General features: G+C 73.0%; 12 protein-coding genes and 1 rRNA gene. 11 read left to right on the top strand and 2 right to left on the bottom strand.

Going from position 1 to position 15,787, the window contains the following annotated elements; all coding sequences use genetic code 11:
- The 7 genes from rrf to ACIRBX_RS14160 all read left to right on the top strand — a co-directional run.
- Positions 1–83 (top strand): 5S ribosomal RNA (gene rrf / locus ACIRBX_RS14190); the annotation flags it as partial.
- A gap of 110 nt (positions 84–193) precedes the next feature.
- Positions 194–976: a SigE family RNA polymerase sigma factor gene (locus ACIRBX_RS14185; protein WP_402296441.1), complete on the top strand. Its 783-nt coding sequence runs from the start codon at positions 194–196 to the stop codon at positions 974–976.
- Positions 969–1,889 carry a hypothetical protein gene (locus ACIRBX_RS14180; protein WP_402296440.1) on the top strand — a complete coding sequence of 307 codons (921 nt, stop codon included), beginning with the start codon at positions 969–971 and terminating at the stop codon, positions 1,887–1,889. Before ACIRBX_RS14185 ends, ACIRBX_RS14180 begins: the two co-directional genes overlap by 8 nt.
- Before the next feature lie 344 nt (positions 1,890–2,233).
- On the top strand, positions 2,234–4,795 hold the full coding sequence (locus ACIRBX_RS14175) for an ATP-binding protein (RefSeq protein ID WP_402296438.1): 2,562 nt from the start codon (positions 2,234–2,236) through the stop codon (positions 4,793–4,795).
- Positions 4,792–5,472, top strand: a complete 681-nt coding sequence (locus ACIRBX_RS14170; protein ID WP_402296436.1) for a response regulator — start codon at positions 4,792–4,794, stop codon at positions 5,470–5,472. The genes ACIRBX_RS14175 and ACIRBX_RS14170 overlap by 4 nt, the downstream gene beginning before the upstream one ends.
- Positions 5,473–5,580: 108 nt before the next feature.
- Positions 5,581–5,985: an OB-fold nucleic acid binding domain-containing protein gene (locus ACIRBX_RS14165; RefSeq protein WP_402296434.1), complete on the top strand. Its 405-nt coding sequence runs from the start codon at positions 5,581–5,583 to the stop codon at positions 5,983–5,985.
- Positions 5,986–5,988: 3 nt separating this feature from the next.
- Complete coding sequence (locus tag ACIRBX_RS14160) at positions 5,989–6,708, top strand: DUF3159 domain-containing protein (protein ID WP_402296433.1); 720 nt, start codon at positions 5,989–5,991, stop codon at positions 6,706–6,708.
- Between the two features lie 44 nt (positions 6,709–6,752).
- Here the strand turns inward: ACIRBX_RS14160 and ACIRBX_RS14155 are convergent, their stop codons facing one another.
- Both ACIRBX_RS14155 and ACIRBX_RS14150 read right to left on the bottom strand, forming a co-directional pair.
- Positions 6,753–7,424 carry a potassium channel family protein gene (locus ACIRBX_RS14155; RefSeq protein WP_402296431.1) on the bottom strand — a complete coding sequence of 224 codons (672 nt, stop codon included), beginning with the start codon at positions 7,422–7,424 and terminating at the stop codon, positions 6,753–6,755.
- Positions 7,424–8,092, bottom strand: a complete 669-nt coding sequence (locus ACIRBX_RS14150; RefSeq protein WP_402296430.1) for a potassium channel family protein — start codon at positions 8,090–8,092, stop codon at positions 7,424–7,426. Before ACIRBX_RS14150 ends, ACIRBX_RS14155 begins: the two co-directional genes overlap by 1 nt.
- Before the next feature lie 244 nt (positions 8,093–8,336).
- Between ACIRBX_RS14150 and ACIRBX_RS14145 the strand changes: the two genes are divergently transcribed.
- From ACIRBX_RS14145 to ACIRBX_RS14130, 4 genes are all read left to right on the top strand, one after another.
- Complete coding sequence (locus ACIRBX_RS14145) at positions 8,337–10,451, top strand: APC family permease (protein WP_402296490.1); 2,115 nt, start codon at positions 8,337–8,339, stop codon at positions 10,449–10,451.
- A 434-nt stretch (positions 10,452–10,885) separates the two neighbouring features.
- A complete protein-coding gene (locus ACIRBX_RS14140; RefSeq protein ID WP_402296488.1) occupies positions 10,886–12,250 on the top strand; it encodes a class I SAM-dependent RNA methyltransferase in 1,365 nt (454 codons plus the stop codon).
- 321 nt (positions 12,251–12,571) lie between these two features.
- Positions 12,572–14,221, top strand: coding sequence for a benzoylformate decarboxylase (gene mdlC / locus ACIRBX_RS14135; protein WP_402296428.1), 1,650 nt, complete (start codon positions 12,572–12,574; stop codon positions 14,219–14,221).
- Between the two features lie 32 nt (positions 14,222–14,253).
- Entirely contained in the window at positions 14,254–15,684 is a 1,431-nt protein-coding gene (locus tag ACIRBX_RS14130; RefSeq protein WP_402296426.1) for an FAD-binding oxidoreductase, read from the top strand.
- Positions 15,685–15,787 lie beyond the last annotated feature (103 nt).

Genomic DNA, 15,787 nt, shown 5'->3' with positions numbered 1-15,787 from the left:
ACATTCCGAACCCGGAAGCTAAGCCTCACAGCGCCGATGGTACTGCAGGGGGGACCCTGTGGGAGAGTAGGACGCCGCCGAACAATCATTCAAGAAAGCCCCCGCCGGGTGACCGGCGGGGGCTTTCTGCATTTCCGGACGTATGCGGGGCCCGGTTGCCGACCCCCACCACTGCACGGCACACTGACCGGTCATGGGCGGTGACCGGGAGCACGGGGCGGAGGATGACTTCAGGGCGTTCTACGAAGGTGCGTACGGTCAGCTGGTGGCTCATCTGTACGCGCTGACCGGCGATCTGGGGGAGGCGCAGGACGCGGCTCAGGAGGCGTTCGTCCGGGCGTGGAGCCACTGGGGGCGGCTCAGCGCGTACGAGAACCCGGTCGCCTGGGTGCGGCTGACGGGGCAGCGGATCGCGATCAGCCGGTGGCGGCGGACGCGGACTGCGCTGCGGAGTTGGGTGCGGCACGGCGAGGGGCCGCCCGTGCCGGGGCCCGGGCCGGAGTCGGTCGCCCTGGTGGAGGCCTTGCGGCGGTTGCCGGAGGCGCAGCGGTCGGCGTTGGTGCTGCATCACATGGGGGGCCGGGCGGTGGCGGAGATCGCGGCGGACGAGGGTGTGCCGGTGGGCACGGTGAAGGCCCGGCTGCACCGGGGGCGGCAGGCGCTGGCCGAGTTGTTGGGGGAGGGGGAGGGGAAGGGCGACACGCCCCCGACCCTCCGGGGTGCGGGTGGTCCGAAGGCGAGGCCCGGCGCGCCGGCGAGCGGGCCGGTGGCGGGGACGCCCAGGCCCGCCAAGGAAGCGGACGCGGATCCGGGGTCGCTGGAGGACGGGCCGGACGGCGCGGATCTGACGGTGCATCAGGAGGGGGCGGTGGCGCCGGCCGAGCAGCCGGAGCCGAGCGTCTCCGATTCGGTGGTGCCGGCTCAACGGACCGGCCAGGAGCGTACGTTGGACGGGAAGCTGAGCTGCCGTGGATGAGCGGAGGGCGGTCGTGGTGGAGGAGCAGGATCGTCCGGCCGTCGCGGCGGAGCGGCTTGAGCGGATGTTCGACGGGCTGCGGTACGAGGTGGGTGCGCTGCGGATGCCGCCCTCGGATGAGGTGGTGCTCCGGGCGGTTCGGCGTCGGCGGCGTCGGCGTGCCGAACTGGCTGCGCTGACCGGGGCGTTGACCTCGGTGGGGGTGTGGGGGCTGACCTCGTTCTGCGGGCCGGTCGACGTGACGGGGCCGGCCGCCGGGCTGGTGGGGCTGCCGGCCGAGCGGACCATCGCGCCCACCCTGCTGCTGCCGGGGCCGGTGGAGCAGCGGATCTCCGTCGATTCGGTGATGCCGCTCTCGGAGAGCGGGGCCGGGTTGCTGCTCGGGGTGGACCGGTTGCCCCGGCGGGAGGACCGCTACGGGCCGTGGGGGCCGTTCCTGTCGGGGAGTTCGGCCTTCGCGATGCCGGCCGTGCAGGGGTGCGTGCCGAGGATCGCCGAGGGTTTGGGGGCGTCCCGGCAGTGGCGGTTGGTGAGCCGGGACCAGGACGCCGGGTTGGCGGTGCAGTACCTGTTGGAGTTCGACGCGGTGGGCGAGGCGGCCGATGCGGAGCAGCGGTTGCTCGCGGCGGCGGGCTGCACGGAGCCGGGGGACGGATGGGTCTCGGGGGAGCGGACCCACCTCGCGGTGGCGCTCCGCACCTACGGCGTGAGTACGGGCGACGGCTCGGGGACGACGGATCGCTCGGAGGAGGTCGCCGTCCGGGTGTCGGGGCGTCAGGTGGCGGTGCTGCTGGTGCAGTACACGGCGGACCCGACGCCGACCGGGGTGGCGGGGGCGGTGCTCGATCCGGAGTTCCGGGTGGCCTCGGAGGAGTTCGCGGGGCTGTCCGGGTCGGTGCCGCCGCCGGCGTAGAGCGGTCGGACGGGCGGGGGCGGAGAGGGGCCGGACCGGCTGGGAGTCCGCTGGAGAAATTCTCGAAATCCCGTGCAACCCGCCCCGGGCCTGCGGCGTGTCCAGTACGAGCCCGCACCGGCGCCCTGACCGACCCGGTGTCCGTGCTCGGGGTGCTGTGGGGAACAGGGGACTCCACAGCACCCCGCCCGTTCTCCGGCGCCGGGCCTGTCAAGAGCGTCAAGAGCTCGCTAAAACTACCGTTCGGCTCACCTGATCAGCGGATTTACGGGCAAACCCCCGTAGGCTCGGGGCGTCGGACAGGTGTCCGGGGCTGACCCCGGGCGGAGCGGGAACTGGTACGGATGGCACGCGGCAGGCTGCGGATCTACCTCGGGGCGGCGCCCGGGGTCGGCAAGACGTACGCGATGCTCGCCGAGGCGCACCGCCGGGCCGGGCGCGGCACGGACGTGGTGGCCGCCTTCGTGGAGGACCACGGCCGCCGCCGGACCGCCGAGCTGACGGAGGGTCTGGAGCTGCTGCCCCGCCGGGAGCTGACGTACCGTGGGGCGCTCTTCGAGGAGCTGGACCTGGACGCGGTGCTGGCCCGCCGCCCGGCGGTGGCGCTGGTGGACGAGCTGGCCCACACCAACGTGCCGGGCAGCCGCAACGCCAAGCGCTGGCAGGACGTCGAGGAGCTGCTGGAGGCCGGCATCGACGTGGTCTCCACCGTGAACATCCAGCACCTGGAGTCGCTGGGCGACGTGGTGGAGGGGATCACCGGGGTCCGGCAGCGGGAGACGGTGCCCGACGAGGTGGTGCGCCGGGCCGATCAGGTCGAGCTGGTGGACATGGACCCGGAGGCGCTGCGGCGCCGGCTGGCGCACGGGAACGTGTACGCGCCGGAGAAGATCGACGCCTCACTGGCCAACTGGTTCCGCCCGGGGAACCTGACCGCGCTGCGCGAGCTGGCCCTGCTCTGGACCGCGGACCGGGTGGACGAGTACCTCCAGCGCTACCGGGCCGAGCACGGCATCGAGGGCACCTGGCAGGCCCGGGAGCGGATCGTGGTCGGCCTGACCGGCGGCCCGGAGGGTGCCACCCTGCTGCGGCGGGCGGCCCGGATCGCCGACCGGGCGGCCGGCGGCGAGCTGCTGGCGGTGCACATCGCGCGTTCTGACGGTCTGTCGGCCCCGGCGGGGTCCTCCGGGACGCTGATCGAGCAGCGGGCCCTGGTGGAGAGCCTGGGCGGCAGTTTCCACACCGTGCTGGGCGACGACCCGGCGCCGGCCCTGCTGGACTTCGCGCGCGGGGTGAACGCGACCCAGATCGTGCTGGGATCCAGCCGCCGCCCGGCCTGGCAGTACCTGTGGGGGCCGGGGGTGGGTGCCACCGTCACCCGCGACAGCGGCGACATCGACGTGCACACCGTCACCCACGAGCAGGCCGCCCGGGGCCGGGGCACGCTGCCGGTCCGCCGGGTCACCGACCTGGGCCGGACCAGGACGGTGCTGGGCTGGCTGATCGGGGTCGGCGGCCCGCCGCTGCTGACCCTGCTGCTGATCGCGGTGGGCAGCCCCGGGCTCTCCACCGACATGCTGCTCTTCCTCTGCCTGACGATCTGCGCGGCGCTGGTCGGCGGCCTCTACCCGGCGGTCGCCTCCGCGCTGGTGGCCTCCTCGGCGCTCAACTACTACTTCGCCCCGCCGATCCACACCTTCACCATCTCGGAGCCCCGGAACATCCTGGCGGTGGCGATCTTCACCACCGTCGGCATCGCGGTGGCCTCGGTGGTGGACCTGGCGGCCCGACGGACCCAGCAGGCCGCCCTCAGCCAGACCGAGGCGCAGTCGCTGAGCGCGCTGGCCGGCACCGTGCTGCGCACCACCCCGAGCGGCGACGGGATGCTGAACGCCCTGCTGGACCAGGTCCGCGAGACCTTCCAGCAGGATTCCGCCGTGCTGCTGGAGCGGGCCGGCGACCACGCACCCTGGTGCCCGGCGGCGGCCCGCGGCACCGATCCGCCGGAGCGTCCGGAGGACGGCGACGTGGCCGTGCCGGTCGGTGAGCACCTGGCGCTGGTGCTGCGCGGCCGGGTGCTGCCCGCCGCCGACCGCCGGCTGCTCGGGGCGTACGCCGCCCAGGGCGCGGCCCTGCTGGAGCGCCGCCGGCTGCTCGGCGAGGCCGCCGCCGCCCGCCGGGAGGCCGAGGGCAACCGGATCCGAACCGCCCTGCTGGCCGCCGTCTCGCACGACCTGCGCACCCCGCTGGCCGGCATCAAGGCCAGCGTGACCTCGCTGCGGGCCGAGGACGTCGAGTGGAGCGCCGAGGACGAGGCGGAGCTGCTGGCCGGGATCGAGAGCGGCGCCGACCGGCTGGACCACCTGATCAACAACCTGCTCGACATGAGCCGGCTGCAGACCGGCACCGTCGCCCCGCTGATCCGGGACACCGACCTGGACGAGGTGGTGCCGTACGCGCTCGGCGGCGTGCCGCCCGGGGCGGTCCGGCTCGACGTGCCCGAGTCGCTGCCGATGGTGCGGGCCGACGGCGGGCTGCTGGAGCGGGCGTTGGCCAATCTGGTGGAGAACGCCGTCAAGTACAGCGGTGACGTGCTGGTCCGGGCCTCGGTGCTGGACCGGCCGGGCGGTGGCCTGGCCGGGCGGCGGGTCGAGGTGCGGATCGTGGACCGGGGCCCCGGGGTGCCGGTGGAGGCCCGGGAGCGGATCTTCGCGCCGTTCCAGCGCTACGGCGACGCCCCGCGCGGCGCCGGCGTGGGTCTCGGGCTGGCGGTGGCCCGGGGCTTCGTGGAGGCGATGGACGGCACCGTCACCGCCGAGGACACCCCCGGTGGCGGGCTGACCATGGTGGTCGCGCTGCCCACCGCACACCCGACCGAACCCGAACGAAAGGCGGAGCCGGAATGACCCGGGTCCTCGTGGTGGACGACGAACCGCAGATCGTCCGCGCACTGGTGATCAACCTCAAGGCCCGGAAGTACGAGGTGGACGCCGCTCATGACGGTACGTCGGCCCTCGAACTGGCCGCCGCCAAGCATCCGGACGTGGTGCTGCTCGACCTCGGGCTGCCGGACATGGAGGGTGTCGAGGTGATCCGGGGCCTGCGCGGCTGGACCCGGGTGCCGATCATCGTGCTCTCGGCCCGGCACGCCTCGGACGAGAAGGTGGAGGCGCTGGACGCGGGGGCGGACGACTACGTCACCAAGCCGTTCGGGATGGACGAGTTGCTGGCCCGGATGCGGGCGGCCGTCCGGCGGGCCGAGCCGGTGGCGGGGGAGGACGACGCGGTGGTGGTCACCGAGGGGTTCACCGTCGACCTGGCGGCCAAGAAGGTCAACCGGGACGGTGCGGACATCCGGCTGACGCCGACCGAGTGGCACCTGCTGGAGGTGCTGGTGCGCAACGCCGGCCGGCTGGTCAGCCAGACCCAGTTGCTCCAGGAGGTCTGGGGGCCGGCCTACCGGACCGAGACCAACTACCTCCGGGTCTACCTGGCCCAGCTGCGGCGCAAGCTGGAGACCGACCCGAGCCACCCCCGGCACTTCATCACCGAGCCCGGCATGGGCTACCGCTTCGAGCCCTGACGGTCCGTCGGGCGCGGTGCTCCGGGGCTCCGGAACCGTGGCTGCCGGCCTCGGCCCGGGGTGCTCCCGCCCTGCCGTTCGAGCCCGTGAAACCGGTACCCTTCGGGCATGAGTGGTGACAACAGCAGCGAGCAGCCCCAGGGCCGTTTCCGCCGCATGCTCAGCCGCCTGACCTCCTCCGCCGAGGAGCTGGACGCGGCCGAGCTCCGGCAGGACACGGTCGAGGCGGGGTGCACCCCGATAGCCAGTGCGGGGGACCGCGAGGTGGTCACCGTCGCCGGGACCCTGCGCACCGTGACGCTCCGCCCCCGGGCCGGTGTGCCCGCGCTGGAGGCGGAGCTGTTCGACGGGACCGAGGCGCTCGACGTGGTCTGGCTGGGCCGTCGCTCGATCATCGGGATAGAACCCGGCCGCCGCCTCATCGCGACCGGCCGGCTCAGCCACGCACGCGGGCGCCGCGTGCTCTTCAACCCCCGCTACGAACTGCGTCCGGCCGGACACGGGAGCGAGTGAAGCGTGACCAACCTGCCCGGCGGCGAGCCCGCCACCCAGCTCGACCTGGCCAAGCCCGCCGATCCGGCGGCGGAGCCGGAGCGGGACGCCTCGAAGGAGGCCGCCGACACGGTGCTCCAGGCCTTCGGCGGCGTCCGCGGCATGGTCGACATGACCCTGCCCGGCCTGGTCTTCATCATCACCTTCAACATCACCCACGAGGTGGCTCCGGCCGCCTGGGCGGCGCTCGGGCTGAGCCTGCTGTTCGTGGTGGTCCGGCTGTTCCGCCGGGAGACCGTCCAGCACGCGTTCAGCGGCGTGTTCGGGGTGGCGCTCGGCGCGTGGATCTCGATGAAGACCGGCAAGGCGGAGAACTTCTACCTGCCGGGGCTGCTCTGGAACGTCGGCTACTGCATCGCGCTGGCGGTCTCCGCGCTGGTCCGCTGGCCGATGATCGGCGTGATGCTCGGCCCGATCACCGGTGAGATGTTCACCTGGCGGACCAAGAACCCGGGACGCCTGGCCGCCTACACCAGGGCGACCTGGGCCTGGGTGGTGATCATGGGCATCAAGCCGCTGATCCTGTTCCCGCTGTACTTCACCCACAACGTCAACCTGCTGGGCTGGCTGAAGGTGGCGCTCGGCATCCCGCCGCTGCTGCTGGCGATGTACGTGACCTGGCAGATCCTGCTCAAGGCCCCGCCGCCGATCAAGGCGGAGGTCGAGGAGGAGCGGCAGGACTGAGAAGAGGGCCCCCGAGGGGGCCCTCTTCCCGTCCCGCAGGGGGTCTACTTCTCGGCGGAGCCCGCCGAGAGCAGCTCCTCCAGCTCCTCCTCGCGCTCCTGGGCGGCCACGAAGAGCAGCTCGTCGCCGCCGTCCAGGGTGTCGTCCTTGCCCGGCACCAGCACCCGGCCCTCGCGGATGATGGTCACCAGAGCGGTGTCGGCCGGCCAGGAGACGGCACCGACCCGGGTGCCGACCAGCGCGGCGTCGTCGGCCAGGGTGAGCTCGACCAGGTTGGCGTTGCCCTGGCTGAAGCGCATCAGCCGGACCAGGTCGCCGACGCTGACCGCCTCCTCGACCAGTGCGGACATCAGGCGCGGGGTGGAGACGGCGACGTCCACGCCCCAGGACTCGTTGAAGAGCCACTCGTTCTTCGGGTTGTTGACCCGGGCGACCACCCGGGGCACGCCGTACTCGGTCTTGGCGAGCAGCGAGACCACCAGGTTGACCTTGTCGTCTCCGGTGGCCGCGATCACCACGTGGCAGCGCTGGAGCGCGGCCTCGTCCAGCGAGGTGATCTCGCAGGCGTCGGCCAGCAGCCACTCGGCCATCGGGACCCGCTCGACCGAGATGGAGCTGGGGTTCTTGTCGATCAGGAGGACGTCGTGGCCGTTCTCCAGCAGCTCGCCCGCGATCGAGCGGCCGACCGCGCCGGCTCCGGCAATGGCGACTCGCATCAGTGCTCATCCTCCTGCGGACCCTGCGCGAACGCGGCCTCGACGGTGGTCAGGTCGGCGCGGCGCAGCATCACGTGCACCAAGTCGCCCTCCTGGACGACCAGCTGAGGGGACGGCAGGATCCCCTCGCCGAGACGGGTGAGGAAGGCGATCCGGGCGCCGGAGGCCTCCTCCAGCTCGGAGAGGCGGTGGCCGACCCAGGAGGGGGCGTACGCGACCTCGGCGAGCTGGACGCTGCCGCTGGGGTCCTGCCAGAGCGGCTCGCCGCCGCTGGGGAGCAGGCGGCGGAGCATCTGGTCGGCGGTCCACCGGACGGTGGCCACGGTGGGGATGCCCAGGCGCTGGTAGACCTCGGCGCGGCGGGGGTCGTAGATCCGGGCCGCGACGTTCTCGACGCCGAAGTTCTCCCGGGCGACCCGGGCCGCGATGATGTTGGAGTTGTCACCGCTGGAGACGGCGGCGAAGGCGCCCGCCTCCTCGATGCCGGCCTCGCGCAGGGTGTCCTGGTCGAAGCCGACGCCGGTCACCCGGCGGCCGTTGAAGCCCGCGCCGAGCCGGCGGAAGGCGGTCGGGTCCTGGTCGACCACGGCGACCGAGTGACCCTGTTTCTCCAGGGCGCGGGCGAGTGCGGAACCCACCCGGCCGCAACCCATGATGACGATGTGCACGGGACGCCTACCTCACCCGGTCCGTGGGGAACATGACCTGCGCAGACACCGATCGTCATCCTTCCGCCCCCGCTCGGGGGGTCATTCGGCCGAGCCACTCGGCACCTGGTGCGGCGGGTGCACCTGATGGTTCCCGCGCCTTCATCATGCGACACGCTAGCCGGTCCACCGAACACAGTCCCGAGGAAGGGGGCCACCGGAGCGCACCCGAGCGGGGGGGAGCCCCTACGATTCCTACGTGCCTATGCCTGCTGATCTACCGAAACGCATCCTGCTCGGTCGCGCCCTGCGCAGCGACAAGCTGGGCGAGACCCTGCTGCCCAAGCGCATCGCGCTGCCCGTGTTCGCCTCCGACGCGCTGTCCTCGGTGGCCTACGCCCCCGAGGAGATCCTGCTCACCCTGTCGGTGGCGGGCGTCTCGGCGATCCACTTCTCCTGGCAGATCGGCCTGGTCGTCGCGGTCGTGATGCTCGCGGTGGTGGCCTCGTACCGGCAGAACGTGCACGCCTACCCGAGCGGCGGCGGCGACTACGAGGTGGCCACCGTCAACCACGGGCCGAACTCCGGCCTGGTGGTGGCGAGCGCGCTGCTGGTCGACTACATCCTCACCGTGGCGGTGTCGACCACCTCGGGCGTGGCGAACGTGGTCTCGGCGGTGCCGGCGCTGCGCGGGCACGAGCTGGCCATCTCGATCACCCTGGTGGTCGTGCTGATGGGGATGAATCTGCGCGGCGTCCGGGAGTCGGGCACGGCGTTCGCGATCCCGACCTACGCGTTCATGGTCGGCATCATGGGGATGATTGGGTACGGCCTGGTCCGGGACGTGTTCTTCGGCTCGGACATGCCGGCCGAGAGCGCCGGCTTCCAGCTGAACGCGCTGCCCGGGGACGAGAACCTGGCCGGCTTCGCGCTGGTCTTCCTGCTGCTGAAGGCCTTCTCCTCCGGCTGTGCCGCGCTGACCGGTGTGGAGGCGATCTCCAACGGCGTGCCGGCCTTCCGCAAGCCGAAGAGCAAGAACGCCGCGACCACGCTGCTGATGATGGCGGTCTTCGCGGTCGTGATGTTCATGGGCATCATCTACCTGGCCCGGCTGACGGGCGCTCAGATGGCGGAGGACCCGAGCCAGCTGGTCGGTGCCCCGGCGGACTACCACCAGAAGACCGCGCTGGCCCAGATCAGCGAGGCGGTCTTCTCCAACTTCACCCCGGGCTTCTACTTCATCGCCGCCGTCACCGGCCTGATCCTGGTGCTGGCCGCCAACACCGCCTTCAACGGCTTCCCGGTGCTCGGCTCGATCCTGGCCCAGGACCGCTACCTGCCCCGGCAGCTGCACACCCGCGGTGACCGCCTGGCCTTCTCCAACGGCATCATCCTGCTGGCGGGCGCGGCGATCCTGTTCATCGTCGCCTTCGACGCGGACCCGACCCGGCTGATCCAGCTCTACATCGTCGGCGTCTTCGTCTCCTTCAACATGAGCCAGTCCGGCATGATCCGGCACTGGACCAGGCTGCTGCGCACCGAGCGGGACCCGAAGAAGCGCTCGCACATGCAGCGAAGCCGGGCGATCAACGCCTTCGGCCTGATGATGACGATGGCGGTGCTGATCGTGGTGCTGGCCACCAAGATCAGCCACGCCTGGATCGCGATCGCCGCGATGGTCGTGCTGTTCGTGATGATGAAGGCGATCCGCAAGCACTACGACCGGGTCTCCCGCGAGCTGGTGGCGGCCGAGGTGCCGGACGACGTGGTGCTGCCGACCCGGGTGCACGCCATCGTGCTGGTCTCCAAGCTGCACAAGCCCGCGCTGCGCGCGCTGGCGTACGCCCGGCTGGCGCGGTCGCACACCCTGGAGGCGGTCACGGTCAACGTGGACCCCAAGGACACCGAGGCGCTGCGCCGGGACTGGGACGAGCGCGGCATCGAGGTGCCGCTGAAGGTGCTGGACTCGCCGTTCCGCGAGATCACCGGGCCGGTGCTGGACTACGTGAAGAACCTGCGCCGCTCCAGCCCGCGCGACGTGGTCATGGTCTACATCCCGGAGTACGTGGTCGGCCACTGGTACGAGCACCTGCTGCACAACCAGAGCGCGCTGCGGCTCAAGGGCCGGCTGCTCTTCAAGCCGGGCGTGATGGTGACCTCGGTGCCCTGGCAGCTGGAGTCCTCCGAGCGGCGCCGTCCGCAGAAGGCGTGGTCCGCGCCGGGCTCGGTGCGACGCGGTGAACCGCGCCCGCAGCGCGTAGAGTCGAAGGCTTCCGGTGTTGCCGCGGGACGTTCCGGCAACTCCAGCAGCACCGGCACCTCGACCAGCTCCGGCAACCCCGGTAACCCCAGCAACTCCAGCAAGGACGCCGATTCGTGACCCGCAACAACCCGTCCCGTTCCTCCGGCGCCGGACGCTCCGGCGGTGCCGGCAAGGGCTCCGGCAAGGGCGCAGGCAAGGCCAAGTCGACCGGCGGCAAGCCGGGGCAGGTGGCCCGTCCGCGCTGGAGCTCGAAGCCGTCCCGGCCGACCGCCACCGACCGCGACGGCCACACCGCCCAGACCGCGCCGCTGGCACCGGGGGAGAAGCGGCCGGAGACCCACACCCCGACCGCGGCCGCCGCCTCCTCGCTGTGGAAGAAGGGGAAGCTGCCCGGCGCCGCCAAGGCGGCCGCCGAGACCGCCGCCGGTGGCGGTGCCGGCCGGAAGCAGGCGGTCCGGGCACCGAAGGCGCTGCGCACGGTGGAGCCGGCCGCGAAGGCGGCCCGTTCGCCGAAGCCGGCCCGTGGTGCCAAGCCGGCCAAGGCGCCGTCGGTGCCCCGGGTGCCGTCGGGCGACCCGCTGGTCGGCGAGCGGTACGAGGTCGAGGTCGGCCCGGTGGCGCACGGCGGTGGGCACTGCGTGGCCCGGCACGAGGGCCGGGTGCTGTTCGTCCGGCACGCGCTGCCGGGTGAGCGGGTGATCGCGCAGGTCACCGAGGGCACCACCACCTCGCGCTTCCTGCGGGCCGACGCGGTGGAGGTGCTGGAGGCGGCCAAGGACCGGATCCCGGCGCCGTGCCCGTTCTCCGGCCCGGGCAGGTGCGGCGGCTGCGACTGGCAGCACGTCACCCCGGGCGGGCAGCGCAAGCTCAAGGGCGCGGTGCTGACCGAGCAGCTGGCCAAGCTGGCCGGCCTGACGCCGGATCAGGCGGGCTGGGACGGCAGCGTGGAGCCGGTCGGCGGCAAGCTCGCACCCGGCGAGGTGCCGGCCTGGCGGACCCGGGTCCAGTACGCGGTGGACCCGGAGAGCGGCAAGGTCGGTCTGCGCCGCCACCGCTCGCACGGCATCGAGCCGGTCGACCACTGCCTGATCGCCGCCGAGGGCGTCAGCGAGCTGGGCGTGGAGGGCCGCAGCTGGCCCGGCGTCGCCACGGTCGAGGTGATCGCCGCCTCCGGCTCCTCGGACCGTCAGCTGGTGCTCACCCCGGTGCCCGGCGCCCAGCTGCCGCTGGTGGAGCTGGACAAGCCGGTGTCGATCTCGCGGATCGACGAGCAGGAGCTGTTCCACCGGGTGCACGGCCGGACCTTCGTCCGGGAGCGGGCGGCCGGGCGGACCTGGCGGGTCTCCAACGGCGGCTTCTGGCAGATCCACCCGGAGGCTCCGGACACCCTGGTGGACGCGGTGGTCGAGGGCCTCGACCCGCAGTGGGGCGAGAGCGCGCTCGACCTGTACTGCGGCGTGGGCCTGTTCGCGGGCGCGCTGGCCGACCGGGTCGGCGAGGAGGGCGCGGTGCTCGGCATCGAGTCGAGCAAGCAGGCCGTGGTGGACGCCCGGCACAACCTGGCCGAGCTCGACAACGTCCGGATCGAGTGCGACCGGGTGGAGACCCTGCTGCCGCGCACCGGCATCACCTCGACCGACCTGATCGTGCTCGACCCGCCGCGCGCGGGGGCCGGGCGGGAGACGGTCCGTCACCTGGCCGGGCTGGCTGCCCGCCGGATCGCCTACGTGGCCTGCGACCCGGCCGCGCTCGCCCGGGACCTGGCCTTCTTCCGCGAGGGCGGCTACCGGCCGGTCTCGCTGCGGGCCTTCGACCTGTTCCCGATGACCCACCACTTCGAGTGCGTGGCGATCCTGGAGCCGGTCGCCCCGGTGTCCCCGGCCGAGTCCGGGGACGGAGCCGGCTGGGAGTACTGACGCCTCCTGCGCTCCATGCCTGACGCCCCGTCGGACCCCGGTCCGACGGGGCGTCCGTCTGTTCGGCCGGTCGGTTCAAACGGTCTGTTCGGTCAGCGCGGTCGGGCTGTTCGGGCCGTTCGGTCGGTCTGTTCGGTCGCGTGGGTGGGGAGTGCGCGCCGGTCGGATCGTCCGCGCGCCCCGTTCGTAGGCCTTTTGCTCCTGAGGGTGGAAGGGTGTCCGCCGGTCGGGTGAAGCTTCCCCGTCCGGAGGTGGGGGAGCGGGGGGCGACCCACTAGGCATGGGATCCAGATCAAGTTCCGACTTGAGGGGGAGTCACCCATGTCCACCGTCCCGTCCACCGTCCGGCATGCCGTCCTGGACGTGCTGCGCGCACGCGGGATCACCACCGTCTTCGGCAATCCGGGCTCGACCGAGCTGCCGATGCTCCAGGACTTCCCGGCCGACTTCCGGTACGTGCTCGGCCTCCAGGAGGCCGTGGTGGTCGGGATGGCGGACGGCTACGCGCAGGCCAGCGGCCGGACGGCGCTGGTCAACCTGCACACCGGGCCCGGCACCGGCAACGCGATGGGCGCGATCCTCAACGCCCGGGCCAACCGCACGCCGATGGTGGTCACCGCCGGGCAGCAGGTGCGGGCGATGCTCACCATGGAGGCGCTGCTCAGCAACCCGCAGGCGACCCTGCTGCCACAGCCCGCCGTCAAGTGGGCGTACGAGCCGCCGAGGCCGGCCGACGTGGCCCCCGCGCTGGCCCGGGCGGTGCAGTTGGCCGAGACCCCGCCGTGCGGGCCGGTCTTCCTCTCGCTGCCGATGGACGATTTCGACGCGGAACTGACGCCGGGGGAGGAGCGCGCGGCCCGGGCCGCCGCCGCGCGCCGGGTGGTGCACGCGGGGGCGCCCGATGCCGGGACGATCCGTGCGCTGGCCGGACGGATCGCCGGGGCGCGCAGCGCCGTCTTGGTGGTCGGGGACGACGTGGACGCGGCCGGCCGGGAGACCTGGGACGCGGTGCTGGCGCTGGCCGAGCGCAGCGGGCTGCCGGTCTGGGCCGCGCCGGTGGCCGGGCGGGTGTCCTTCCCGCGCAGCCATCCGCAGTACCGGGGCGAACTCCCGCCCGCCATCGCCCCGTTGACCCGCTGTCTGGAGGGCCACGACCTGGTGGTGGTGATCGGGGCGCCGGTCTTCCGCTACTACCCCTACGTGCCGGGGGAGTACCTGCCGGAGGGCGCCGGGCTGGTGCTGCTGACCCGGGACGCGGAGGAGGCGGCGAAGGCGCCGGTCGGCGACGCGGTGGTGGCGGATCTGGCGCTCACCGCACGGGCGTTGACGGATCAGCTGGCGGCGGGGGCTGCCGTGGCGCCGACTGCCGTGGCGTCGGCCACCGTGGATGAGGAGGCGCCGAGCGGGGCGGAGCTCGGGGAGGATGGGCGGCTGAGCCCGTTCGCTGCGCTGCGGGCGGTGGCCGAGGGGGCTGCGCCCGGGACGCTCTGGGTGAACGAATCGCCCTCCAACGTCCCGCAGTTCCACCGGGCGACCCGGATCGGCACACCGGGCTCCTACCTGTTCTCCGCCGGGGGCGGCCTCGGGTACGGGGCGGCTGCCGCCGTCGGGGCCCAACTCGGGGCCCCCGACCGGCCGGTGGTCGCGGTGCTCGGGGACGGGTCGGTGCACTACGCCGTGCAGGCGCTCTGGACCGCGGCCCGCTACGACCTGCCGGTGACCTTCGTGGTGCTCAGCAACGCCCGGTACGCCATCCTCCAGTGGTTCGCCCAGGTGGAGCGGACCCCGGGCGTGCCGGGCCTCGACATCCCCGGCCTGGACATCACCGCGATCGCCACCGGCTACGGAGTCCGGGCGCACCGGGCCGTCGACGCGGCCGAAGTCACCAAGCTCGTGCGGGAGTCGACCGTACGGCGGGACGGACCGGTGCTGATCGACGTGCCGGTCACCACCGAACTCCCCACCCTCTAGCGCTACCAGCGCTACGTCCGGAAGGCAGCGGAATGTCCGTCACCACCGAATCCACGCCGGTCACACGGCTGCTCACCCGGTTGGTCAGCCGGCTGGGCGAGGGCCTCCCGGCCGGGGTGCTGTCCACCGACCCCGGGACGCTGGCCGCCCACGCGCACGACGCGGCGCCGTTCTCCGAGCACGGCCTGCCCGCCGTGGTGGTTCACCCGGAGACCGCGGAGCAGGTGCAGCACGTGCTGCGCACCGCCTACGAGTTGGACGTCCCGGTGGTCCCGCAGGGTGCCCGGACGGGGCTGGCCGGGGCGGCCAACGCCGAGGACGGCTGCATCGTGCTCTCCACCACCCGGATGAACCGGATCCTGGAGATCGACCCCGCCAACCGGCTGGTGCGCTGCGAACCGGGAGTGGTGACCCAGGAGTTGGACCGTGCGGTGGCGCCGTTCGGACTGACCTACCCGCCCGATCCGGCCTCCTGGGCGGTCTGCACCATCGGGGGCAACATCGCCACCGGTGCGGGTGGCATCTGCTGCGTGAAGTACGGAGTCACCGCCGACTACGTGCTCGGCCTGGACCTGGTGCTGCCGGACGGGCGACGGATGCGGACCGGCCGGGACACCGTGAAGGGCGTCGCCGGGTACGACCTGACCAGGCTGCTGGTGGGATCGGAGGGCACGCTCGCGGTGGTGGTCGGCGCGACCCTGGCACTGCGGCCCGTCCGGCCGCCGGCCCTGGCCATGCTGGCCCAGTTCGAGAGCCTGTCGGCGGCGGGCGCGGCGGTGGCCGCGATCACTGCCGGGGGGCACCTGCCCTCGGCGCTGGAGCTGCTCGACCGGACCACCACCCGGGCGGTCGCCGGCCTGGGGCACCCGATGCTCAACGGGGACCGGGCGGCCACCCTGATCGTGGAGAGCGACGCGGCCGACCCGGCCGCCGACCTGGCCGCGATCGCCGAACTCTGCCGGGCCGCAGGGGCGGTGGAGCTGACCGTGGCGGCTGACGCGGAGCAGAGCCGCCGGGTGATCGAGGCCCGGCGGATGGTCACCGCCGGCCTGCAGGCCATGGTCGCCCGGCTGCGGGGCGAGCCGACCGCCTTCATCGAGGACGTGGCGGTGCCGCGCTCCCGGCTCGCCGAACTGATCGGCCTGATCGAGGGCATCGCCCGCCACCACGACCTCACCATCGCCACCCTCGGCCACGCGGGTGACGGCAACCTGCACCCGACGGTGCTCTTCGACCGGACCGACCCGGACGCCACCCGGCGAGCCCGGATCGCGTACGACGACATCATGGCCGCCGCCCTGGCGCTGGGCGGCACCAGCACCGGCGAGCACGGCATCGGCACTCTCAAGCGGGACTGGCTGGCCCGGGAACTCGACCCTGTGGCCCTGGAGTTGCAGCGCGGGCTCAAGCGGCTGTTCGACCCGAAGAACCTGCTCAACCCGGGGAAGGTCGTGATCGCGTGACACCGTCCAAGCAGTCGAAGCCGACGTCGAAGTCCCAGCCGAAGCCGAAGTCCCAGCCGAAGTCGGAGCACGAGCGGGAGTACGCGCCGGAGGGTTCGGGGCG

The organism is Kitasatospora sp. NPDC096147 (assembly GCF_044763225.1).
GTDB lineage: Bacteria > Actinomycetota > Actinomycetes > Streptomycetales > Streptomycetaceae > Kitasatospora.
This window is presented reverse-complemented; position numbering and strand designations above follow the sequence as displayed.

What these genes read in the sequence shown, in the direction of transcription:
- ACIRBX_RS14165 (WP_402296434.1), top strand. Translation starts at nt 5,581, where the DNA reads ATGAGTGGTGACAACAGCAGCGAGCAGCCCCAGGGCCGTTTCCGCCGC.
- ACIRBX_RS14170 (WP_402296436.1), top strand. Translation starts at nt 4,792, where the DNA reads ATGACCCGGGTCCTCGTGGTGGACGACGAACCGCAGATCGTCCGCGCA.
- ACIRBX_RS14175 (WP_402296438.1), top strand. Translation starts at nt 2,234, where the DNA reads ATGGCACGCGGCAGGCTGCGGATCTACCTCGGGGCGGCGCCCGGGGTC.
- mdlC (WP_402296428.1), top strand. Translation starts at nt 12,572, where the DNA reads ATGTCCACCGTCCCGTCCACCGTCCGGCATGCCGTCCTGGACGTGCTG.
- ACIRBX_RS14155 (WP_402296431.1), bottom strand. Translation starts at nt 7,424, where the DNA reads ATGCGAGTCGCCATTGCCGGAGCCGGCGCGGTCGGCCGCTCGATCGCG.
- ACIRBX_RS14185 (WP_402296441.1), top strand. Translation starts at nt 194, where the DNA reads ATGGGCGGTGACCGGGAGCACGGGGCGGAGGATGACTTCAGGGCGTTC.
- ACIRBX_RS14145 (WP_402296490.1), top strand. Translation starts at nt 8,337, where the DNA reads ATGCCTGCTGATCTACCGAAACGCATCCTGCTCGGTCGCGCCCTGCGC.
- ACIRBX_RS14130 (WP_402296426.1), top strand. Translation starts at nt 14,254, where the DNA reads ATGTCCGTCACCACCGAATCCACGCCGGTCACACGGCTGCTCACCCGG.